The organism is Alcaligenes sp. PF14 (genome assembly GCF_037150615.1).
In the GTDB taxonomy this organism is placed as follows: Bacteria; Pseudomonadota; Gammaproteobacteria; order Burkholderiales; family Burkholderiaceae_B; genus Alcaligenes; species Alcaligenes phenolicus.
Genome location: NZ_JBAGRS010000011.1, coordinates 1 through 21482 on the forward strand (window position 1 = coordinate 1; position 21482 = coordinate 21482).

The window sequence follows — 21482 nt, forward strand, 5'->3', positions numbered from 1 at the left end:
ACAGGTATCCCAGCAAGGGATGCAGAGATTGAAGCGCTGCGTAAGGAAATTGAAACCCTGCGGGCGCAGCAACCTGTAAGCGGTGCTGATGGGTTGCCCCAAGGCTGGAGAATGGTTCCTGAGAAGATCCCAATGAAGGGTTTGGATGACGCTATCGCCTGGATGCGGCCTGCAATGAACCAAGCGGGCCGTGATCTGGCGTACTGCTTGACCGGTGCATGGAGCATCTTGCTTGATTCAGTTAACCCCCCAGACCATTTACCTGACGCCACGAAAATTGTTCCAGGCGATCAATTTCGTGACGCCGCGCAAATGATCGAACCGTCCGGTAATGCCAGCCGCAATGCTGTTTTGGAGGAAGCTGCGCAAGAGCTGATGCGCCGCCGAGCCTTGCTTTCAGGACAGAACGTGGCCCTCAACATACAGGATGGCTTAGCGATGTACGACATCTGCATCGATGCTATCCGTAACCTGATGACTGGCGATGCCCAACCATCCAGGAATGCCGGAGAGTTGGCTGACTACCCAACTCGCGGGATGAACCTTGGTCAGCGCATCGCACACGTTGGTGGTCGCGAAAACGCACAAGGCTATGTTGAATTCGGCTCTCCAATGGCAGTCCATGCACTGATCCAGCATGTATTACGCGATTTTCACCGGCAAGGCCGGGTAAACCTCACCCCCGCAAAGCAGACCACCGACCCACTACAGGGCGCAGCAGACTGGCTTGTGAGGGATTGCGGTGTCTCTGATCCAACTGGACTGGCAAACCGATTGGGCATTGGATATAACCGTGCCAGCCGTCTGGTGGACGCAGCCCGTAAGGAGCCAGGACAATGAAAGAAATGATCTCCTGGTGGAACGTCGCTCTTGTTCTGGTGGGTATCGTAGTTGCGGCCGCAGGTAGTTGGGCTCCAGCTATTGGCATTTGGGTGCTAGTTATCGTTGACCGACTTGATGAAATCGCCAGCGCAATCAGCACTGCTCGCAAGGAGACCACCCATGGATGACCTCACCCACCGCTTGCGCTGCAAGTATCCATTAGGGCCGATCCAGGCAAACGGGGAGCCGGAGCTTGGATGGCGGGACTTTAGTGGCCCTGCCGAGGGAGTGGTCCTGCCTACGGCAATCATGCTCGAAGCAGCCAACCGGATCGACCAACACCAAAGAACCCTGGCCAACATCGAGGCCTTCGTCGCCTGCGATGCGTCCGCTATCTCGTATCTGAGCCTGGGTGAGTACCGGACAGCCCTGCTCAAGATGCTGCGCCAGGCGCCAGCTGGAAAGGATGCTAGGGCATGAGCATTGCCCCCGAGGCCGCTGAGGCCGGACGCAAAACACTCTGGGAGCTGTTCCTCAAGTGGGTGGACAGCCTGCCCCTTTAATTCTTTGATCAGGAAAAAACACATGAACTACAGCTGTGAAAAACACAGTGAAGCCCAAGTACATCGCGGCAGCACCTGCGTAGCTTGCGAAATCGACAGCCTGCAAAAGCAGATCACGGCAGCCCAGCTACTCAGTACCGCAATGTGGAACTGGATGAACAACCCAGAGAACACCACAGTAGGTAACACAGAGCTGGATACAGAGCAGTTCCGCCAGCGGTTCCTACGGGAGTTTCGACAGGCCCGTTAATGCAAGATCGAATTTTGGAAGTCCTGGCCAGAACGGCCAAAGATTGGAATCTACCCGCCCCCAAGGCGGGTTTTTTGATGGAGTACGACTATGATTGCCATTCACCCCGACCAGTTGGAGGCTATGCTCACCCGAGCAGCGCACCAGGGCGCTCAGCTCGCAATTGAAGACATGGTCTGCTATCACTACAAAGAGGTTTGCAAGCGACTGAACATCAGCTATAACACGCTGCAAAAGCGCATTCAAGAAGGGAAAATCACGCCCGTCGATGGGCGCGTCACGGGCGCCGAGTTACGCCGCTACCTACGGTTAAAGTAGTATGCGCACAACAGATGGGGAGAGTTGGGCGCCCTCCCCAATCACTCCCCACCGAAACACCAACTCATTGATTTTTATAATAATTTGGTGCCTTTCATCGGCACCAGCTAATCTAAAACCATTGAAATAAAATAATCAATAACTCAGTTAAATCAATGGTTTAACATCAGAAGCAATTAATCGCCTGCTTTCAACTATTCCACATAGACGGCCCCAAAAAAGCCCCACGGCTAGCCTCATGCAAATGGGCATATGGCAAGCAATGCCAAACATGCAGCGGCCATAGCAAGCCAGCCCAGAAACCGTTAGGTTTCTCCGCTCACCAACACATCATTGCCGAGCTGAGAACCAAAAAAATAAACCCCCAGGCTCGAAAGCCGGGGGGATCAGTACTCCAAGGCCACGTCGGTAGCTTTTTTATAACCTCACGGCCCGACCACTTGGCTGACATGCTCCGGAATATTCCAGGCCCCCCCAGCGCGAATCAGAGCACAGCGCCCGGTGTCGCCGCGTTCACTTTCAACAAAGTCGGTTCCATCCCAGACCGATGCCTCGTAACTCCAGCAATCGCCCAAGCCCCGCCCCTTCATGCTGGACGAGATCATTCCATTATCGTAATCAGTAGCGCTGGTACTCACTAACACCGGAGCAGACTGCATATTGTTATTGATCACAAAATAGGCTGCCCCACCGTTGTAAGCGGCTAACCAGCAAGGCGCGCCAACCAGGGAGAACTGCTGATTCAATCGTGCGATTTCCCATGGCTCGGACAGCATGTCAGCACTACAGGATTGCTCTTCATCAGCGGCAAGTACCTTCAACAGCACAGGCCGAATCAAGGCATCCTCTTGCGCTGTCATGGGGCGCAAGCTTTTATCCACTACCGGGGCACGGTTGATAACTGGCGCAGCAATAGGTGCCTTGACCGTAGACTCGCTGCCCTTCCCTTTACGCAGAATAGCCCCTGGCGTATTGACACGTCCTTGAACGTCATCCATTTTCAACAAGACGGCACTTGAACCTGCCCCCGAGAATGCATAAGTGCTGCCATTCCCACGAAAGGAAATTACGGCGTCTTTTTTCAAGGCTGCCAAAAACTGGGCTAACTGCGCCTCACTCATTTGCCAAGACTCGTCACCCGCAACACTCAGTGAACCGGCTTTACGGCCCGCAATAACAAGTTCTGGCACTGAGCCTTTTGGCCACTCGGGATCGTCGTAATGTGCAAGCATGACTCTATTTGCCACCGGCTCTCCACTGCCCGCTTTACGCGTCAATAACACCGTTGAGCCCAGCTCTTCACCTTCAGCCGCATAACCGGCGGCGCGGCAGGTTAGCGTGTTATCGCAACGTAGATCCCAGTCTTTATGAGAAAACGCCACTGACGCAGCATTAGCCGCTGCACCTCCCATACAAAGTACTAGCGATATGGCGGCTGTTCGTACTGAAAAAAACGCACTGTGATCTTGTTTTTGCCCGCTCATTTTCTCTCCTCCCTAAGGTGTTATCTGGATACACAGCACATATTACGTCGCGGCAAGGCTAAATGCGTTTTCCCAAGTCCATGTCAGAAAACCACATTAAACGTCTGACCGCCTGTGTTCGTGACATTATTCTGTTCAATCGTCCCCTTGCAAGGCTTGTCGCTATCTGGCTAAGCCACAGGCACCTGGCTCGCCCTGTTTCCGTTTGTGCTCGTGTCAATCCTCTGTATAGAATGCAGAAAAAAACCATGCCATGTTTATCAAACGATAGATAATCAAACCTCATCCACGTCGAGTAAATTCTGATGCGCAAATATCTGAACCCTATTGCAGTTGGCTTGCTCAGTTTCCTCGCCGTTGCCAGCCACGCGGCTTCTCCGGATTTTTCCGTCACGACTGAAGACCTTAAAAAGCTGCGCTCGACCTCCGTCATGCCACGCGAAGCGAGTCCCTCGGCAGCCACACCTAAAGATCCGGCCAAGGACTCGGAGTTCAGCAGAAACTTCCAGAAGGCGATGAACAATGAGGAAAAGGCTCGCCAAGCGGCACGAGAACAGCAACTTGAGCGCAACCGCCTGCCCCAGCTTGAGCAGAACAGAAACCCGGCCAATCGCTTCGGCCCGCCCAACAACAAGAAAGAGAATATGGGGATTTATTTTGATGCCGACGGCACCGCAGCTACCTCTTGCCGAGAGGACGAGCAAGGAAAGACTCGCTGCAAGGTACGTGAGCTCAGGTAGTAACCAGCCCGGGGCTTACAGCCTGCGCGCTGTTTCCAGGGACGAGCCTTAACGGGGTGAAGGCACTCATAGACCGTCCAACAAATTGGCACCTGGCTTGTATCCAGAGCTACGTCTGGATCAACCGATACCTCAACTTGAGGAGCGGCTCGCCCTTTGGTGGCATGAAGGAAAGCGGCATAGGACGCGAGCACTGCCGTGAAACCTTGAACATATACTCGGAACTGAAAGCCATCACGGTGCAAAACAGCTTACCGCAACCTGGGTTTGCTGTTTGAGCCAGGCAAGCATCAACGGCGGAGCTGAAAAGGGATAAAAAAACCAGCCTCAGCTTTGCCGCCTGGAGAAACGACGCGGGGAAGCCCGCGTCCACTCTTTGAAGGCGCGCGAAAAAGTCACGGTATCCGAATAACCAAGCTGCTCGGCAACGACGGACAAAGGCTGGTCAGCAGACTGCAACATGGCTTGTGCTCGCTCCTGGCGAACGGTCTGCGATGCGCTATGAAAAGATGCCCCCTCTTCCATCAAGCGTCGACGCAAAGATCGAGCCGACATCCCCAGAACCAAAGTAATGGAATCTCAACCTACCGGCGCACGCCCTAAACGCCGGGCAATCGCTTCCTCTACTTGCTCTGTCACAGCTTTCGCCACCGTAATCTCTGGCCCCATCAGGTCCGGCAAATGACATTCCAGCACAGACTTGAGCCGGGTATCCTGACTGCGCGGCCAAATGGCCCGATTCTGAATCCAGTGACTAAGCGTCGTGGTCTCAGCCTGAGCCATTACATGCAGGGATGCTCTGGTTTGCCAATGGCCTTGAAACATGCCAAACGAATCCAGCGTAGCCCGCGGGCTCCCCGATACGCAAGGCACAGACCACTGGACCAGATACTTCCCCACGTATAACGGGCATTTCACGCGATACCCCGTCAAAACGGGGGCTGATCAAATCTCATCCCGCCTCATCAATCATATCGCCGCCAGCCAATCCACTGCCCCCTCACCCAGGCTGGAGCGAACCAGCCCGACCACCCGCGATCACTTCTTCATATACCGCGGCATCAATCAGCAAGCGGGAGCCCACTGTACATATTTGACCAGAATTGAAGAAAACAGCAGCGGCCGCACCAGGCACTGCTCGGCTCACATCAGCATCAGCCCAAATAACAGTGGAAGACTTGCCACCCAACTCCAGAGGGACAGGTTTCATGGTCGGAGCCGCTGCCGCCCAAACGGAAAACAGCTGTCTTGGCAAAAGAATGACAAGGGCCCACATAGTAAGCGCCACCTCGGTCAAACACCCTGCCCATACCTCTGCCTGGATTAGCGGCAGCGTCATACCACCAGCCCTCCTGGGCAAGCGTCATACTTTGCCGACCGAAGGAAATATCAATGCCATCCTGGCCCAAGCAGGGAAGCAAGTCCTCCGAGCACTACCCCAAATACGCATCCTCAAAACTGGCACGCCTTTCTTTCCCTATGGAATAACCGCCAGGGTCACCGTCGCCCTAAGTGCCAGAGCTGACCAAGCCCAGGCTACCGAAAACAGAGCCAGCGCCAATACGGTCCGGGCGATCTATAAAGTTATGCTTGCTGCTCAAAATACCAAAGACACGGCCAGATCAGCATTGAGCTCAGTACCCTCTTCACAATAGAGCTCGTTAGGCTTGAGACTCAGGAATAGAGGTGCATAAGATGCCCGCGGCGAGCAAGGACGCGCGAATGGTTAAGTGCATGGAGCAACTCCTTTCTTTTTTATAGTAACTACAGCCTGAAAACATCCTGTGTGATGCCGATGAGCGCAGAAAGAACATCTAGAATTGAGTCCGCTACTCAAAATGGGCTGCTCGCACAAAAACGCATAGCTGCTAGTACATATTCGATGTATTTGCCTGCTGATTTTTTCACGACAATACGCCAAATAGCGAGCAACACAGCAACATCTTGGTGGAGAAAAAAATGCGAACTCAGGTAGCTATTATCGGAGCAGGCCCGTCCGGTTTGCTGCTGGGACAAATCTTGTCCCGAAACGGTATCGACAACGTCATTCTTGAACGTCAAACGGGAAACTATGTTCTGGGCCGCATTCGGGCCGGTGTGCTGGAAAGCGTAACCGTCGATGCCCTGGAACAGGCTGGTGTCACCGATAATCTGAAAAAAAATGGCCTGGTGCACAATGGCTGCGAACTGGTGTTCGACAACACCTCGTTCCGAGTCGATTTTGAAAAACTGGTCAATCGCCATGTCGTGGTCTATGGCCAGACCGAAGTCACCCGCGACTTGATGCAAGCGCGTGAAAAGATCGGTGCAACAACTGTCTATGAAGCCCAAGATGTGGCCTTGCATGAAGTGGAAAGCAGCCACCCCTATGTCACCTATAAGCACGAAGGAAAGGCGCACCGTCTGGACTGCGACTTCATCGTGGGCTGTGACGGCTTTCATGGCATATCACGCCCCACCATTCCGGCCGATATCCTGAAAACCTACGAATGTGTGTATCCCTTTGGTTGGTTGGGCCTGATGGCAGACACCCCCCCGGTCTCCGACGAACTGATCTATGTCAAGCATGAGCGCGGCTTTGTGCTTTGCAGCCAGCGTTCCAAAACACGCAGCCGCTACTATCTTCAAGTGCCCTTGAGTGACAAGGTAGAAGACTGGTCCGATGAGCGATTCTGGGACGAACTACGCACCCGCCTGGGGCCAACACGTTCTGCCAACCTGGTCACTGGCCCCAGCATTGAAAAAAGCATTGCTCCGTTGCGTAGCTTCGTGACCGAACCCATGCGCCATCACAACCTGTTCCTGGCAGGTGATGCAGCCCATATTGTGCCTCCCACTGGGGCCAAGGGCCTGAATCTGGCCGCCAGTGATGTCTTGTATCTCTCGGAGGCGCTGCTGGACTTCTACCAGAACCAGTGCCGCGAAAAAATAGAGAACTACTCAGATCGTTGTCTGAAACGTATCTGGGGAGCGGAACGTTTCTCCTGGTACATGACCCGGATGATGCACACTTTCCCGGACATGAATCATTGGGATCACAAGCTTCAGGCAGCCGAATTTAATCAACTGATGAACTCCGAGCACGGCGCCCGCCTGCTTGCCGAGAACTATGTTGGCCTTCCCTACTAACAAAAAACATCAAAATCAATCGTAACCAGGAGACGGATATGGCTTACCACAGGCCAGCAATACAAGGCTTCACTTGCCACGCTCTCAGAACAGCTCGCTTGCTGACATTGGCGGGGCTGGGGAGCTTGTGTTTTTCGACAAGCGCTGCCGCCGAACAAGCAAAGACACTGGGGCAGAAAACCTACGAAAAAACCTGTATTTACTGTCACGAAGCAGGAATTGGCCCGGAACTGAAAGGCCGGCAGCTTCCGCCCGAGTTCTTTGCCATTATTGTGCGCAGCGGCCTAAGAGCCATGCCTGCCTTTCCGCAGACCCATATCAACGATGCCACCCTCAAGGAGCTAGGTCAGTATCTGTCCACCTCCCCGGCCCGGGTGCCCGCCAGCGCTACCAGCAAATAAGGAGCCTGGCATGAACAGTCAACGTCGTCAGGTTCTCAAAGGCATGGTACTGACAGGATCGGCCCTGGGCAGCCTGGGTTCGTCCGCCACTGCCTGGGCAAACCGTGTACAGCAAGCGCCGCCCCTGCATGTCATTCTTACGCCGGGCCAATGCGCGTCGGCCTTTCTCAGTGGCGTACAGGCGTACCAGCCCGCGTCAGCCCCCCAGGTGCTGTACACCAGCACCGACTTGTCCTTTCTGCGCCAATGGCAAACCCTGCTAGAGCAGACAGGGCCTAAAAAAATCCTGGGGCTGGTCGATGATGCCAGCGCCACCATTGTGATCGATCTGCTGCGCAACGCTCAGGGCCGTCTGCATTGGCAGGCCCACCACGCACAGCTCAGCACCCGGGACAGCCAAGGTCTGGGCGCTGCCTTGGCCGGGGCCGCACCCATACAATCTGCCATTCAAAACACACACTACGTAAACGGCCATCACGTGTCGTTCATGCTCGAAATTTAAGGAGGGGGTCGTGCAAAACAACAAACAAATGGTGCTACCCAAAGGGGTAGATCAGTCCCAGTTTCAACAGGCGCTGACCCAGTTCCAGACCTTGTTGGGCAAGGAAAATGTCCTGCTGGAATCGGCACAGATTCAGCCCTACACCAAAATCATGATGTCGGTCTCCGAAGAGGCGCATACGCCCTCGGCGGTGCTGTCGGCCACTACCGTGGAACAGGTACAGCAGATCGTCAAGATCTGCAACGAATACAAGATCCCTATCTGGACCATTTCCACTGGGCGCAACTTCGGTTATGGCTCGGCCGCGCCCGGACAACGGGGCCAGGTGGTGCTGGATCTGAAAAAAATGAACAAGATCCTCCATGTGGACCCTGATCTGTGCACCGCTTTGGTCGAACCCGGGGTGACGTATCAGCAGCTCTACGACTATCTGGAGGACAACAACATTCCTCTCATGCTGTCCTTTTCTGCGCCCTCGGCCATTGCCGGCCCTTTGGGCAATACGATGGATCGTGGCGTGGGCTATACCCCGTACGGCGAACACTTCATGATGCAATGCGGCATGGAGCTGGTGCTGGCCGACGGCCAGGTATTGCGTACCGGAATGGGCAGTGTTCCAGGTGACAAGGCCTGGCAGGTTTTCAAATGGGGATATGGCCCAACGCTGGACGGAATGTTTACCCAGGCTAATTACGGCATTTGCACCAAAATGGGGTTTTGGCTCATGCCCAAACCCCCGGTCTACAAACCCTTTGAAATCAAATTCGAGGAAGAAGCCGATATTGCCGATATCGTGGAGATGATTCGCCCCTTGCGCATTGCCCAGGTTATCCCCAACTCGGTGGTTATTGCCAATATTCTGTGGGAAGCTGCTACCTGCAACACCCGACGCAGCGACTACCTGAGCGAACCGGGCGCCACTCCGGACAGCGTGTTGAAGCAAATTCAGAAAGACAAGAACCTGGGAGCCTGGAACGTCTACGCCGCCCTGTACGGTACACAAGAACAAGTAGATGTGAACTGGAAAATTGTCCAGGAAGCAGTCAAGAAAATGGGTAAAGGCACGCTGGTAACCCAGGAAGAGGCCGGCGACACACAACCGTTCAAATACCGCGCCGAACTGATGTCGGGCGTGCCCAATTTACAGGAATTTGGCCTGTACAACTGGCGTGGAGGTGGTGGCTCCATGTGGTTCGCTCCCGTCAGCCAGGCCCGTGGCAGCGAGTGCGACAAGCAAAAAACACTGGCCAAGGCCATTTTGAACAAGCACGGGCTCGATTACGTCGGTGAATTCATTGTTGGCTGGCGAGACATGCACCATGTCATCGATGTGCTTTACGATCGCAGCAATCCACAAGAGACAGCACGAGCCGATGCCTGCTTTAATGAACTGCTCGATGAGTTCGAGAAAGAAGGGTATGCCGTGTATCGGGTCAATACACGCTTTCAGGAGCGGGTCGCCCAATCATACGGAACGGTGAAACGCCAGGTCGAACACGCGATCAAGCGCGCCCTGGACCCGAACAATATCCTGGCACCGGGCAAATCCGGCATTGACCTGAACAACCCGTTTTAACTTTGCCTATCTATCCGCAGTATTGCAGGAGACATAATGAACACCAGTCAACTATTGATCAATGGCCAGCTTCGTGACGCCAGTGGTCAACGGACATTTACGCGCCAGAACCCCGTTACAGGCCAAGCCGCGACCATCGCGGCAGCCGCCCAAGCTGAGGATGTGCAAGCCGCCCTGCAGGCCGCCGAACAAGCCTTTGTACACTGGTCAGCCCTGGGCCCCACCGAGCGCCGGCTGCGCCTGCTCAAAGCCGCTGACCTCATGGACGAGCGCGCGGCCGAATTTATCGCAACAGTACGTCAGGAAACGGGTTCGACGGACTCCTGGTATGGTTTCAACGTGCATTTATCGGCCAACATCTTGCGCGAGGCCGCTGCCATGACCACGCAGATTGATGGCTCCATCATCCCCTCGGATCTGCCCGGCAGCCTGTCCATGGCCTATCGCGTCCCCTGCGGCGTGGTCGTGAGCATCGCCCCCTGGAATGCACCCGTGATTCTGGCCACTCGTGCTATGGCCATGCCCCTGGCCTGCGGCAACACCGTCATTCTGAAAGCCTCCGAACAGTGTCCGGCCACCCATGTTCTGCTGGGACAAGTGCTCAATGACGCAGGCGTCGGAGCCGGCGTGATCAACGTCATTACCAACGCCCCTGAAGATGCGCCTGCCGTAGTCGAGCAGCTCATTGCACACCCGGCGGTCAAGCGCATCAATTTCACCGGCTCCACCAAAGTTGGCAAGATCATCGCCGCAACTGCCGCCAAATACCTCAAACCCGTCCTGCTCGAACTGGGTGGCAAGGCACCGGTTATTGTGTGCGAGGACGCCGATCTGGAACAGGCCGTCGCCGGTGTTGCCTTTGGCGCTTACTTCAATCAAGGTCAGATATGCATGTCAACCGAACGCTTGATTGTGCATGAATCGATTGCCCCGTCATTTCTGGAAAAACTGGTCGCCAAAATCAAGACCATTCCGGTTGGCTCACCCGATCAGGCAGACACGCGCTTTGCCTATCTGGAAAGTGTCCAGTCTGCCCAGCGCATCCAGGCTCTGGTGGAGGACGCCGTTGCCAAAGGTGCTTCCTTGCCGCTGCCCCTGAACATCGAGGGCGCCCTGATGCATCCGCTGATCGTCAATGACGTCACCCCCGACATGCAGCTCTATGCCACGGAGTCCTTTGGCCCCGTCGTCACCATGACCCGCTACCGTGAGGACAGCGAGGCAATCCGCTTGGCCAACGATAGCGAATATGGCTTGGCGGCAGCAGTATTCACGCAGGATGTAAACCGTGGTCTGCGCATTGCCAAACAGATCCAGAGCGGCATCTGCCACATCAATGGACCTACCGTCCATGATGAAGCCCAAGCCCCATTTGGCGGCATGAAAGCCAGCGGTTATGGCCGCTTTGGCAGCAAGTCCGCCATCAATGAGTTCACCGAACTGCGCTGGATTACCGTCCAGACTACCCCCCGCCAGTATCCTTTATAAATCTGGCCTGCAGGCCCGGGCGCAGGATCGGTCCCGGGCCGACCCTGCGCCCTGTTGTCATGCCTCACCCTGCCTCTGTACCGCTTGCCCCTTTTCAAAAAAAAATGTTGCCCGCACTGTTGGCGTTGGCAATCTTCATGCAAATGCTGGACGTCACCGTGCTCAACACGGCGCTGCCCAGCATGGCCCGCGACCTGAACACCTCAGCCCTGCACATGCAGTCGGTCATCGTCAGCTACGTCCTGACTGTGGCAGTATGCATCCCCGTCAGCGCGCACCTGAGCGACCGTTTTGGCACACGACGAATCTTCATGGCCGCCATGTTTCTGTTTGGTCTGGGATCGCTGTTGTGTGCCCTGTCCTCGCAATTGTCCATGTTGCTGGTCTCCCGTGTGATTCAGGGCATGGGCGGAGCCTTGCTGACCCCAGTGGCACGGCTGGTATTGATGAAATCATTTCGCAATGCCGAGTTATTGCGTGTACTGAACTATGCCGTCATGCCCGCTCTGCTGGGGCCCATACTGGGGCCGCTGGTAGGCGGCTATTTGGTGCAATATGCCAGTTGGCACTGGATTTTCCTGATCAATCTGCCCTTTACCCTGCTGTCCCTGTTTTTTGCCAGCAAGTGGATGCCTAACTACACCGAAACGCCGGGAAAACTGGATCTGCACGGCTTTCTGCTGTTCACTGGCAGCGCCTGCCTGCTAACGCTGGGCTTTGAACTGTCTGGCAGCCTCGCCAGCCCCGCTTTGTCAGGGATGTTAATACTGGCCGGTTTTCTTCTTCTGCTAGGTTACAAGCGTCATGGCACGCACAAGCAAAACGCCTTGTATCCAGGCCATCTGCTGTCTGTACGTACCTATCGGATTGGTTTGAGCAGCAATCTGCTTAGCCGGATCGGCATGGCCGCATTGCCCTTTTTGCTGCCCATGCTGTTTCAGATCAGCTTTGCCTACAGCCCCGTGCAATCCGCTTTCTTACTGTTGCCCATGGCCATTTCCGCCATGGCAGCCAAACCCTTTTTGCACCCATTGCTGAACCGATTTGGCTATCGGTCCATTTTGCTAAGCAATACCATCCTGATCGGCCTGCTGATTACAGCGCTGGCTTTTATTGACGCGCAGACCAGTACCTTGTGGATCAGTCTGCACTTACTGCTTTTGGGAGCCGCCAATTCGATTCAGTTCAGCGCCGTCAACACCCTGACCATGGCCAGATTGCGTCCCTATCAAAAAAGCAGTGGCAATAGCCTGATGGCGGTAAACCAGCAACTGGCCATGGGTTTGGGAACCGCTATAGGTGCCATGCTTCTGCGCTACGGACAAGCCCTATTTGGCGCCTCATCCGTACAGACAGCCACCACCGCCTTCCAGTTCACGTTTGTCATTGTCGGGCTCATTACCCTGAGCTCCGCATTCCTTTTTCGACGCTTGCATGCCATGGATGGGCATAACATGACCCAAAAGCAAGGCGCTTAATCATCCCGGCCAGGAAAATGTCGCTGGCAAATATCAATCAGGATCTGCCGCACTTTAACCTGGAGTTTGGTGGGCAAACGTTTGGAGGAATAGGCCAGATACAAACGATTGACCAAGGCCGGCTGCTCGATTGGAATAGCCGTCAATAAGCCACTTTGCGGGATGAACTCCAACACCGAGCGGGACAAAATGGCAGCCCCCATGCCTTTGGCCAGCAATTGAATAATCACCCCCACACTGTTGATTTCAAACTCGATCTGCGGCTTCAGATTGAGCTTTTGCATCTCTTTTTCCACCAACATCCGAAAACTGTTGGACAGGCTAGGCATGATCAGCGGAATATCGGCCAGATCTTTAAGCGCGATGCGGCTGCGTCCCTGCGCATAAGGGCTGTCCACACCGCAGATCAGGTGCAACTGTTCCTCGGCCAGAAGCTGCGTCTCCAGTGTTGGCGAGGAAGAGGGGTTGTACAGCAATCCCATATTGACCCGATCCAGATGAATTTGCTCCTCCAGATTAACCGTCAGTGACTCGATAATCGTCAGGTGTGCATCGGGTAATTGTTCCTTGAACGCCTGCACGACATCCAAAGAAATGGTGCGCGCCACCGTGGGCGGCAAACCTAAATACATGTGCCCGGTCAGCTTGCCCTCAGACAGACTCAGATCCTCCTGCGCCTGCTCCAACTGGCGCAAGATCAGACGACTGTGCTTGAGCAAGATCTTGCCGGCGTCGGTCAGCATGACACCGCGCCCGTGACGAATCAGCAAATTCTGCCGCAAATCAATTTCCAGCTTGCGAATCTGCCGGCTCAGGACTGGCTGAGCCACATTGGTAAATTCTGCAGCTCGGGTATAGCTGCCCAGTTCGGCCACATGCGTGAAGTAGCTTAATTGCTTGAGATCGATCACGTATTCCATAGGGCGCTTGTCTTCGCTATGTTTTTTTGACATATCTACTAGTCGGGTTTCGTTCTTTTAACTTTTATCGGGCTTACTAAAATAGGTACGCATAGCAAGAGCGAATGGGAACACAGTCAATGTGCCTCGCAGTTTGCCTGTTTTTTCAGTGACCTATGGAGCACCACCTATGGCCAGCCAATATAGCATTCCTTGTATCCTGATGCGGGGGGGTACATCCAAAGGTCCATTCTTCTACGCCAAAGATCTGCCCGAAAATATCCAAGAGCGGGATCGACTACTGCTCAGGCTGATGGGCTCGCCCGACCGTCGACAGATCGATGGCATTGGTGGCGCCCATGCCTTGACCAGCAAAGTGGGGATCGTGGATATCTGCAGCACCGGACAAGCTGACTTGAGCTTTTTGTTTGCCCAGTTGCAACCCGACTCTGACCTGGTGGACACCAAACCCAATTGCGGCAATATGCTGGCGGCGGTCGTCCCCTTTGCCTTGGAAAAAGGCCTGATCCAGGCCCAAGGCCCCACCACTACGGTCAAGGTCCTGACGCTCAATACCGGCATGGTCAGTGAAATTCAGGTGCAAACACCCGAAGGCGAAATCAGCTACGAAGGTAATGCCGCGATCAACGGCGTACCGGGCACCAGCGCCCCGATTGCCATCAATTTTCTGGATACGGCAGGCTCGGTTTGCTCGGGACTGCTGCCCACGGGCAAACCCAAAGACACCATCACCGTTCATGCGGATGGCTTGCCTCCGTTCACCCTGGATGTCACCTGCATTGACAACGGTATGCCGCTAGTGATTTTCAAGGCGACTGATGTAGGAGTAAGCGGCCTGGAAAGCGTGGCTGAGCTAAACGCCAATACGGAACTGAAGCGACGCGTAGAAGCGTTGCGCCTGCAGATATCCGAACGTATGGGACTGGGCGATGTCTCGACCAAGAATTACCCGAAGATGACACTGATCGCCCCGCCTGAACACGGCGGCGCTGTGACCACCCGTAGTTTCATCCCCCATGTATGCCATGAGGCCATTGGGGTGCTCGCTGCCGTGACAGTGGGTACGGCCATCAAAATGCCAGGCACCGTTTGCGAGGGGATCGCCCGCTTCGAGCAAAGCCTGGGTCCGGTCACGCTGTCGGTCGAACATCCCACCGGCGAATTCAGCGTCACACTCGATAGCGACCCCGAAAACCCCGAGATTGTGACCAAGGCAGCGTTGCTGCGCACCGCAAGAGCACTGATGCGCGGCGACGTTCTGGTCCCGCACTCGAACTAAACGCATTTCAAACAAAAAAAAGAACACCGCAGGGCTTGCGCCACTGCGGTGGCAGGGGGTGGGCTGCGCCTGCGCATACGGTGCCCACCGAAAAATAATGATATTGGACGAGACAAACCATGACATCCCTAGCTGACAAAACAGACCAGCCCAGCCTTGATGTGCAAACGCTGCTCAATGAGCACCCCTTCTCTGGCTTTCAATGGCTCATCTTCAGCTTGTGCTTTCTGATTGTGCTGCTCGATGGCTTTGATACTGCCGCCATCGGCTATATCGCCCCCTCTTTGATCGCCGAGTGGGGTGTCAGCAAGCCCGCCCTGGCACCCGTACTGAGCGCTGCCCTGTTCGGTCTGGCAACGGGGGCCTTGCTGTCGGGGCCACTGGCTGATCGGCTGGGCAGAAAGACGGTGCTGGTCAGCTCGGTAGCCATCTTTGCCCTCGCCTGCCTGGCCTCAGGCTTCTCCCCGGACATCTGGACATTGGCTGTTCTGCGCTTTGTGACCGGTTTGGGTCTGGGAGCCGCCATGCCCAACGCTGTCACCTTGATGAGCGAATACTGCCCCGATGCCCGTCGCGCCACCCTGACCAATGCCATGTTCTGCGGCTTTCCTCTGGGGGCCGCCCTGGGCGGCTTTCTGGCATCCTGGATGATTCCCCAATTTGGCTGGCGCAGTGTATTGATATTGGGTGGCATCGCCCCCTTGATACTACTGCTCGTGCTGATCCCGAAGCTGCCCGAGTCCGTGCGCCACATGGTCGCCCGACATGACTCCGCCGACCGTATCCGCCGGGCGCTGGCCCCCATTGCCGGCAAGGCTGTGGACAGCGTCCAACGCTTTACGCTGACCGAGACCAGCTCCCAGCCTGCCGCCCACAATGGTATCGGTATCGTGTTATCGCGTGAATACCGCTTGGGATCACTCATGCTCTGGCTGGCCTATTTCATGGGACTGGTCATTTTCTACGCCTTGATGAACTGGATGCCCGTGCTGTTCAAAGAAGCCGGACTGGCATCCCAGACCAGCACGCTGGTTGCCGCTCTCTTCCCGTTGGGCGGTGTGGGTGCCGTGCTCTCTGGCTGGTTGATGGATCGCTTCAACGCCAACCGCATCATCGCTCTGGGCTACGCGCTGACCGCTCTATCCATTTGGTGGATTGGCCAGATGGCCGGACATCTGGGCGGCTTGGTTGTGGTCGTGTTTCTGGCCGGCACGCTGATGAATACCGCACAGTCCTCCATGCCTGCACTGGCGGCCGCCTACTACCCCACTCGGGGACGCGCCACGGGCGTGGCCTGGATGCTGGGCATCGGTCGTTTTGGCGGTATTGCCGGCTCTTTCCTGGTGGCCGAGCTGACGGCACGCGAGCTGGATTTCAGTCAGATCTTTACCGTTGTGGCCATCCCAGGCGTCATCGCCATGGCCGCCCTCCTCATCAAGCAATACAGCCGTGCACAGCCGCAAGGCGGCACGACTCCCCCTCTCATTAACCCTTAAACATCAAGACGCAGGAGACCCTCCCATGATCATCGACGTACACGGGCACTACACCACGGCCCCCGCCGCACTGGGGGCTTGGCGCGACTTGCAGATCGCCGGCCTGAAAGACCCCAATCAAACGCCCCGCGCCAGTGATCTGAAGATCAGCGATGACGAGATCCGCGAGACCATCGAGAACAACCAGCTCAAGCTGATGAAACAACGCGGCTCGGACCTGACCATCTTCAGTCCTCGTGCCAGTTTCATGGCCCACCATATCGGCAACTTCGAGACCTCCAGCACCTGGGCCGCCATTTGCAATGAGCTGTGCTATCGCGTCAGCGAACTGTTTCCTGACCATTTCATCCCGGCTGCCATGCTCCCGCAATCGCCGGGCGTAGATCCCAAAACCTGCATTCCCGAGCTAGTCAAGTGTGTGGAAGAGTATGGCAACGTCGGCATCAACCTGAATCCCGACCCGTCCGGTGGCCACTGGACGGCCCCGCCGCTGTCCGACCGCTCCTGGTACCCCATTTACGAAAAAATGGTGGAGTACGACATTCCTGCCATGATCCACGTCTCCACCAGTTGCAACGCCTGCTTTCACACCACCGGCGCCCATTATCTGAACGCGGATACCACCGCATTCATGCAATGTCTGACCAGCGATCTGTTCAAAGACTTTCCCACGCTCAAGTTCCTGATCCCCCATGGTGGCGGCGCCGTGCCCTATCACTGGGGCCGTTTCCGAGGTCTGGCACAGGAGCTGAAAAAGCCCCTGCTGGACGAGCACCTGCTCAACAACATTTTCTTTGACACCTGCGTCTACCATCAGCCTGGCATCGACCTGCTGACCGAGGTCATTCCTGTCAAGAATATCTTGTTTGCCAGCGAAATGATTGGCGCGGTGCGCGGCATTGACCCCACGACCGGTCACTACTACGACGATACCAAACGCTATATCGAAGCCACGCTTAACCTGAGCGAACAGGAACGTCACCAGATCTACGAAGGCAACGCACGCCGCGTGTTCCCGCGCCTGGACGCTGCGCTGAAGAAAAAAGGCTTGTAAGCCGCCTGCAACTATTCATCAAGGAATCAACCATGTACGAACTGGGTGTCGTGTACCGCAACATTCAACGAGCCGACCGCCAGGCCGCCGATGCACTGGCGGCCCTGGGCTCGGCCACTGTTCACGAGGCCATGGGCCGTGTCGGTCTACTCAAACCTTATATGCGCCCGATTTACTCCGGTCAGCAAGTCTCCGGCACTGCCGTCACGGTGCTGCTGCAACCGGGCGACAACTGGATGATGCACGTCGTCGCCGAGCAGATTCAGCCCGGCGATATCGTGGTTGCCGCGGTGACCTCGGAGTGTAGTGACGGCTATTTTGGCGACCTGCTGGCCACCAGCTTCCAGGCCCGTGGAGCGCGCGCCTTGATCATTGACGCCGGAGTGCGCGACATCAACACCTTACAGGCGATGAACTTTCCGGTCTGGAGCAAGGCCATTTCCTCCAAGGGCACCATCAAGGCCACCTTGGGTTCGGTCAATATTCCGGTCGTGTGTGCAGGCATGTGGGTCACGCCGGGCGATGTCATCGTGGCTGATGATGATGGCGTGGTGTGCGTGCCCGCCGCCAAGGCCGCCGCTACATTGGCGGCCGCCCAAAAAAGAGAAAGTTTTGAGGGTGAAAAACGCGCCAAGCTGGCCAGCGGTGTCCTGGGCCTGGATATGTACAAAATGCGTGAGCCCCTGGAGAAGGCCGGGCTCCGTTACATCGACTGAAGGAAGGATGATGAGCCATTTTGAGAAAACCCCCGGCTGGCTGGACTGGTACGCCGCCCCCTCCAAACCCCGACTCCAGTTACCGGCTGGTGCGGTTGATGCCCACTGTCATGTGTTTGGCCCCGCTGAGCAGTTCCCCTTCGCCCCCGAGCGCAAATACACTCCTTGCGATGCCAGCAAACAGCAGCTGTTTGCCTTGCGCGACCACCTGGGCTTTGCCCGCAACGTCATTGTGCAAGCTACCTGTCACGGCAAGGACAACAGCGCCTTGCTCGATGCCTTGCAGGCCTCACAAGGCAAGGCGCGTGGCGTTGTCACCCTGAGCTCGGATGTCACGCAACAGCAGTTGGACGCCATGCACCAGGCCGGCGTGCGCGGTGTGCGTTTCAATTTTGTCAAACGTCTGGTCGATTTCACGCCGAAAGAAGAACTGCTGAACGTTGCCCATAAAATAGCGCCTTTGGGCTGGCATGTGGTGGTGTACTTCGAGGCACAGGATTTGCCAGAACTATGGGATTTTTTCGCCGGTCTACCGACCACAGTGGTCGTTGACCATATGGGCCGTCCGGATGTCAGCCAAGGGGCAGAGAGTGCCGAGTTCGACCTGTTCGTACGCTTGATGGCCGAACACCCGAACATCTGGTCCAAGCTCTCATGCCCTGAGCGTCTGAGCAAAAGCGGTCCTGCCGCCCTGCATGGCGAGCAGCATGCGTATCAGGATGTCGTACCATTTGCACGCCGATTGATGCAGCAGTTCCCCGATCGCGTTTTGTTCGGGACCGACTGGCCCCACCCCAACCTGAAAGACCATATGCCCGATGACGGTTTGCTGGTTGACTACGTGGCACAAATTGCGCCCAGTCCCGCAGAACAACAATTACTACTGGTGGACAACCCGATGCGCCTGTATTGGCCAGAAGAGTTGACATGAATTTGAGGAGATAACTATGGCACTGGACAAACCGTACCAGGATATACCGGGAACGATTATTTTTGACTCGGAACAATCGCGTAAGGGCTACCACCTGAACCAGTTTTGCATGTCACTGATGAAGGCAGAAAACCGGGCCCGCTTTAAAGCGGACGAGTCAGCCTATCTGGATGAGTGGCCCATGAGCATGGAGCAAAAACAGGCTGTGCTCAGTCGTGACCTGAATCGCTGCATGCAACTGGGTGGCAACATCTACTTTCTGGCCAAGATCGGCGCTACCGATGGCCTGTCCTTCCAACAAATGGCAGGCAGCATGACCGGTATGAGCGAACAGGACTATCGGGAAATGATGCTCAAGGGTGGCCGCTCCCCCGAGGGCAACCGCTACTTACACGAACAAGAAAAATAACCGGAACCTATCATGGCAAAGATCAAACACTCTGTTTATACCTCGCATGTTCCTGCTATTGGTGCCGCGCTGGACCTGGGCAAGCACACCGAACCCTACTGGAAAAAAGTGTTCGACGGCTACGAATTCTCCAAGCAATGGGAGCAGGAAAACAAACCGGATGTCATCATCCTGGTCTACAACGACCACGCCAACAACTTCAGCCTGGACCTGATTCCCACTTTTGCCCTGGGCACTGGCGCCTCTTTTGAACCCAGTGACGAAGGCTGGGGCAAACGCCCTGTCCCCACGGTACAAGGGCACCCCGAACTGGCGGCCCATATTGCCCACTCGGTCATTCAGGACGACTTCGATCTGACGCTGTGCAACAAAATGGAAGTAGACCACGGCCTGACCGTTCCACTTTCCCTGATGTTCGGTCAAGTCGAACAATGGCCCTGCCCCGTAATCCCCTTGCACGTCAACGTAGTTCAGTATCCGGCCCCATCCGGCCAGCGCTGCCTGGATCTGGGCCGGGCGATCGGTCGCGCGGTCGCCTCGTATGACGAAGACCTGAATGTACAGATCTGGGGCACAGGCGGCATGAGCCACCAGTTGCAAGGCCCCCGCGCCGGACTGATCAACGCCCAATGGGACAACCAGTTCCTGGATCGCCTGATTGCCGACCCCGATGCCCTGGCTCGCGTGCCCCATATCGACTATGTGCGTGAGGCAGGCTCGGAAGGCATCGAGCTGGTGATGTGGCTGGTCGCGCGTGGCGCCATGAATCCACACGTCGATGTGCGCCACCGCTTCTACCATGTGCCCGCCTCCAATACCGCGGTCGGACACCTGATCCTGGAAAACAAAGAGACTGCGTGAGCGGGCTTGGCCCCACGCTCTGAACGAAAGGAAATAGAAATGAAAAAAGTCAATATTGCACTGGTAGGCGCAGGCGCCTTCGGCATCAAGCACCTGGACGGCCTGGCCCGTATCCCCGAAGCCCAGGTCACCTATATCGTGTCCAGCACCCAGGCCAAGGCCCAGGAAGTAGCGCAAAAATACGGCGTCCCCCACGCCTCGGGCGATCTGAACGAGGCGCTGGCCAGTCAGGAGGTCGATGCCGTCATCTTGTGCACCCCTACTCAGATGCACGCTGCGCAAACACTGGCATGCCTGAAAGCGGGCAAACACGTACAGGTTGAAATTCCCTTGGCGGACACCCTGGCCGGTGCCCAGGAAGTGCTGCAAGTACAACAGGAAAAGGGCCTAGTGGCCATGGTTGGCCACACGCGCCGCTTCAACCCCAGCCATCAGTGGATTCATCAAAAGATAAAGGCGGGTGAATTGAACATTCAGCAGATGGATGTACAGACCTATTTTTTCCGCCGCAGCAACACCAACGCCCTGGGCAAACCGCGCTCCTGGACAGACCACCTGCTCTGGCATCATGCCGCGCACACTGTCGATCTTTTTCAATACCAGACCGGCTCCAAAGTCATCAAGGCCAATGCCATCCAAGGCCCTATCCATCCTGAGCTTGGCATTGCCATGGACATGTCCATCCAGTTGCTGACAGAAAACGGCGCACTATGCACGCTATCGCTATCGTTCAACAATGACGGCCCTTTCGGCACGTTCTTTCGCTACATCTGCGACAACGGAACCTATCTGGCCCGCTACGACGACCTCACCACCGGCAAAGACGAAGTAATCGATGTCTCCCACGTGGATGTATCCATGGACGGCATCGAATTGCAGGACCGGGAGTTTATCGCGGCTATTCTGGAAAATCGCGAACCCAACTCCAGCGTGGCCTCGGTCCTGGCCTGCTATGAGACACTGGACCTGCTCGAAAAACAACTGACCGCCTAAGAGTCTGCACCGCCCCTTCCTGCAAACGAGGCTATCTGCGCGACAACGGCAAGCATATCGTCAGGTGGAGGG

At 55.9% G+C, this 21482-nt stretch carries 26 protein-coding genes; 21 read left to right on the top strand and 5 right to left on the bottom strand.

Features of this window, described 5'->3' with window-relative positions:
• From WFM49_RS18035 to WFM49_RS18055, 5 genes are all read left to right on the top strand, one after another.
• The coding region (locus WFM49_RS18035; protein WP_336974729.1) for a hypothetical protein at positions 1 to 840 on the top strand (840 nt) is incomplete at its 5' end.
• Positions 837 to 1010 carry a hypothetical protein gene (locus WFM49_RS18040; RefSeq protein ID WP_336974732.1) on the top strand — a complete coding sequence of 58 codons (174 nt, stop codon included), beginning with the start codon at positions 837 to 839 and terminating at the stop codon, positions 1008 to 1010. The genes WFM49_RS18035 and WFM49_RS18040, both read left to right, overlap by 4 nt.
• On the top strand, positions 1003 to 1302 hold the full coding sequence (locus tag WFM49_RS18045) for a hypothetical protein (protein WP_336974734.1): 300 nt from the start codon (positions 1003 to 1005) through the stop codon (positions 1300 to 1302). The genes WFM49_RS18040 and WFM49_RS18045 overlap by 8 nt, the downstream gene beginning before the upstream one ends.
• A 105-nt stretch (positions 1303 to 1407) precedes the next feature.
• The gene (locus tag WFM49_RS18050) at positions 1408 to 1635 is read left to right on the top strand and encodes a hypothetical protein (RefSeq protein WP_336974736.1); all 228 of its coding nucleotides are present in this window, start codon (positions 1408 to 1410) and stop codon (positions 1633 to 1635) included.
• A 90-nt stretch (positions 1636 to 1725) separates the two neighbouring features.
• Positions 1726 to 1953 carry a helix-turn-helix domain-containing protein gene (locus WFM49_RS18055; RefSeq protein ID WP_336974739.1) on the top strand — a complete coding sequence of 76 codons (228 nt, stop codon included), beginning with the start codon at positions 1726 to 1728 and terminating at the stop codon, positions 1951 to 1953.
• 425 nt (positions 1954 to 2378) lie between these two features.
• On the opposite strand, the gene WFM49_RS18060 is transcribed toward WFM49_RS18055, so the two are convergent.
• Positions 2379 to 3437: a DUF1176 domain-containing protein gene (locus WFM49_RS18060; protein WP_031232318.1), complete on the bottom strand. Its 1059-nt coding sequence runs from the start codon at positions 3435 to 3437 to the stop codon at positions 2379 to 2381.
• A 305-nt stretch (positions 3438 to 3742) separates the two neighbouring features.
• On the opposite strand from WFM49_RS18060, the gene WFM49_RS18065 reads away from it, so the two are divergent.
• Both WFM49_RS18065 and WFM49_RS18660 read left to right on the top strand, forming a co-directional pair.
• On the top strand, positions 3743 to 4177 hold the full coding sequence (locus WFM49_RS18065; RefSeq protein ID WP_009456088.1) for a hypothetical protein: 435 nt from the start codon (positions 3743 to 3745) through the stop codon (positions 4175 to 4177).
• Positions 4178 to 4233: 56 nt separating this feature from the next.
• Positions 4234 to 4455 carry an aldehyde dehydrogenase family protein gene (locus WFM49_RS18660; RefSeq protein WP_082453594.1) on the top strand — a complete coding sequence of 74 codons (222 nt, stop codon included), beginning with the start codon at positions 4234 to 4236 and terminating at the stop codon, positions 4453 to 4455.
• 49 nt (positions 4456 to 4504) lie between these two features.
• Here WFM49_RS18660 and WFM49_RS18070 read toward each other — a convergent pair whose 3' ends face one another.
• The 3 genes from WFM49_RS18070 to WFM49_RS18665 all read right to left on the bottom strand — a co-directional run bounded on the left by WFM49_RS18070 (position 4505) and on the right by WFM49_RS18665 (position 5516).
• Positions 4505 to 4732: a helix-turn-helix domain-containing protein gene (locus WFM49_RS18070; RefSeq protein ID WP_250756933.1), complete on the bottom strand. Its 228-nt coding sequence runs from the start codon at positions 4730 to 4732 to the stop codon at positions 4505 to 4507.
• Between the two features lie 24 nt (positions 4733 to 4756).
• The gene (locus tag WFM49_RS18075; protein ID WP_336974742.1) at positions 4757 to 5002 is read right to left on the bottom strand and encodes a hypothetical protein; all 246 of its coding nucleotides are present in this window, start codon (positions 5000 to 5002) and stop codon (positions 4757 to 4759) included.
• Between the two features lie 175 nt (positions 5003 to 5177).
• Positions 5178 to 5516, bottom strand: coding sequence for an aldehyde dehydrogenase family protein (locus WFM49_RS18665; RefSeq protein WP_442893041.1), 339 nt, complete (start codon positions 5514 to 5516; stop codon positions 5178 to 5180).
• Positions 5517 to 6136: 620 nt separating this feature from the next.
• Here WFM49_RS18665 and pobA point away from each other — a divergent pair.
• From pobA to WFM49_RS18105, 6 genes are all read left to right on the top strand, one after another.
• The gene (gene pobA / locus WFM49_RS18080; protein ID WP_009456098.1) at positions 6137 to 7306 is read left to right on the top strand and encodes a 4-hydroxybenzoate 3-monooxygenase; all 1170 of its coding nucleotides are present in this window, start codon (positions 6137 to 6139) and stop codon (positions 7304 to 7306) included.
• 125 nt (positions 7307 to 7431) lie between these two features.
• Positions 7432 to 7707 (top strand): c-type cytochrome, encoded by a 276-nt coding sequence (locus tag WFM49_RS18085; RefSeq protein WP_250756931.1) that lies wholly within the window; start codon positions 7432 to 7434, stop codon positions 7705 to 7707.
• A gap of 10 nt (positions 7708 to 7717) precedes the next feature.
• Positions 7718 to 8209 (top strand): hypothetical protein, encoded by a 492-nt coding sequence (locus tag WFM49_RS18090; protein ID WP_021446850.1) that lies wholly within the window; start codon positions 7718 to 7720, stop codon positions 8207 to 8209.
• 10 nt (positions 8210 to 8219) lie between these two features.
• Positions 8220 to 9785, top strand: coding sequence for an FAD-binding oxidoreductase (locus tag WFM49_RS18095; protein ID WP_009456102.1), 1566 nt, complete (start codon positions 8220 to 8222; stop codon positions 9783 to 9785).
• A gap of 36 nt (positions 9786 to 9821) precedes the next feature.
• Positions 9822 to 11273, top strand: a complete 1452-nt coding sequence (locus tag WFM49_RS18100; protein ID WP_009456104.1) for an aldehyde dehydrogenase — start codon at positions 9822 to 9824, stop codon at positions 11271 to 11273.
• Between the two features lie 104 nt (positions 11274 to 11377).
• Entirely contained in the window at positions 11378 to 12751 is a 1374-nt protein-coding gene (locus tag WFM49_RS18105) for an MFS transporter (protein ID WP_336974748.1), read from the top strand.
• Here WFM49_RS18105 and WFM49_RS18110 read toward each other — a convergent pair.
• On the bottom strand, positions 12748 to 13704 hold the full coding sequence (locus WFM49_RS18110) for a LysR family transcriptional regulator (protein WP_022983202.1): 957 nt from the start codon (positions 13702 to 13704) through the stop codon (positions 12748 to 12750). The two genes, WFM49_RS18105 and WFM49_RS18110, sit on opposite strands and share 4 nt — an antisense overlap.
• Positions 13705 to 13840: 136 nt before the next feature.
• Between WFM49_RS18110 and WFM49_RS18115 the strand changes: the two genes are divergently transcribed.
• The 8 genes from WFM49_RS18115 (at position 13841) to WFM49_RS18150 (ending at position 21410) form a co-directional block, all read left to right on the top strand.
• On the top strand, positions 13841 to 14950 hold the full coding sequence (locus WFM49_RS18115; protein WP_009456110.1) for a 4-oxalomesaconate tautomerase: 1110 nt from the start codon (positions 13841 to 13843) through the stop codon (positions 14948 to 14950).
• Between the two features lie 119 nt (positions 14951 to 15069).
• Entirely contained in the window at positions 15070 to 16446 is a 1377-nt protein-coding gene (locus tag WFM49_RS18120; RefSeq protein WP_009456119.1) for an MFS transporter, read from the top strand.
• A 25-nt stretch (positions 16447 to 16471) separates the two neighbouring features.
• Positions 16472 to 17500, top strand: a complete 1029-nt coding sequence (locus WFM49_RS18125) for an amidohydrolase family protein (RefSeq protein ID WP_021446852.1) — start codon at positions 16472 to 16474, stop codon at positions 17498 to 17500.
• Between the two features lie 32 nt (positions 17501 to 17532).
• Positions 17533 to 18216, top strand: a complete 684-nt coding sequence (ligK, locus tag WFM49_RS18130) for a 4-carboxy-4-hydroxy-2-oxoadipate aldolase/oxaloacetate decarboxylase (protein ID WP_009456120.1) — start codon at positions 17533 to 17535, stop codon at positions 18214 to 18216.
• Positions 18217 to 18226: 10 nt separating this feature from the next.
• The gene (locus tag WFM49_RS18135) at positions 18227 to 19147 is read left to right on the top strand and encodes an amidohydrolase family protein (RefSeq protein ID WP_250756927.1); all 921 of its coding nucleotides are present in this window, start codon (positions 18227 to 18229) and stop codon (positions 19145 to 19147) included.
• Positions 19148 to 19163: 16 nt separating this feature from the next.
• Entirely contained in the window at positions 19164 to 19556 is a 393-nt protein-coding gene (gene ligA, locus WFM49_RS18140) for a protocatechuate 4,5-dioxygenase subunit alpha (RefSeq protein WP_009456123.1), read from the top strand.
• Positions 19557 to 19568: 12 nt separating this feature from the next.
• A complete protein-coding gene (locus tag WFM49_RS18145) occupies positions 19569 to 20417 on the top strand; it encodes a class III extradiol dioxygenase subunit beta (RefSeq protein ID WP_021446853.1) in 849 nt (282 codons plus the stop codon).
• A 39-nt stretch (positions 20418 to 20456) separates the two neighbouring features.
• Positions 20457 to 21410 (top strand): Gfo/Idh/MocA family oxidoreductase, encoded by a 954-nt coding sequence (locus WFM49_RS18150; RefSeq protein WP_009456127.1) that lies wholly within the window; start codon positions 20457 to 20459, stop codon positions 21408 to 21410.
• Positions 21411 to 21482 lie beyond the last annotated feature (72 nt).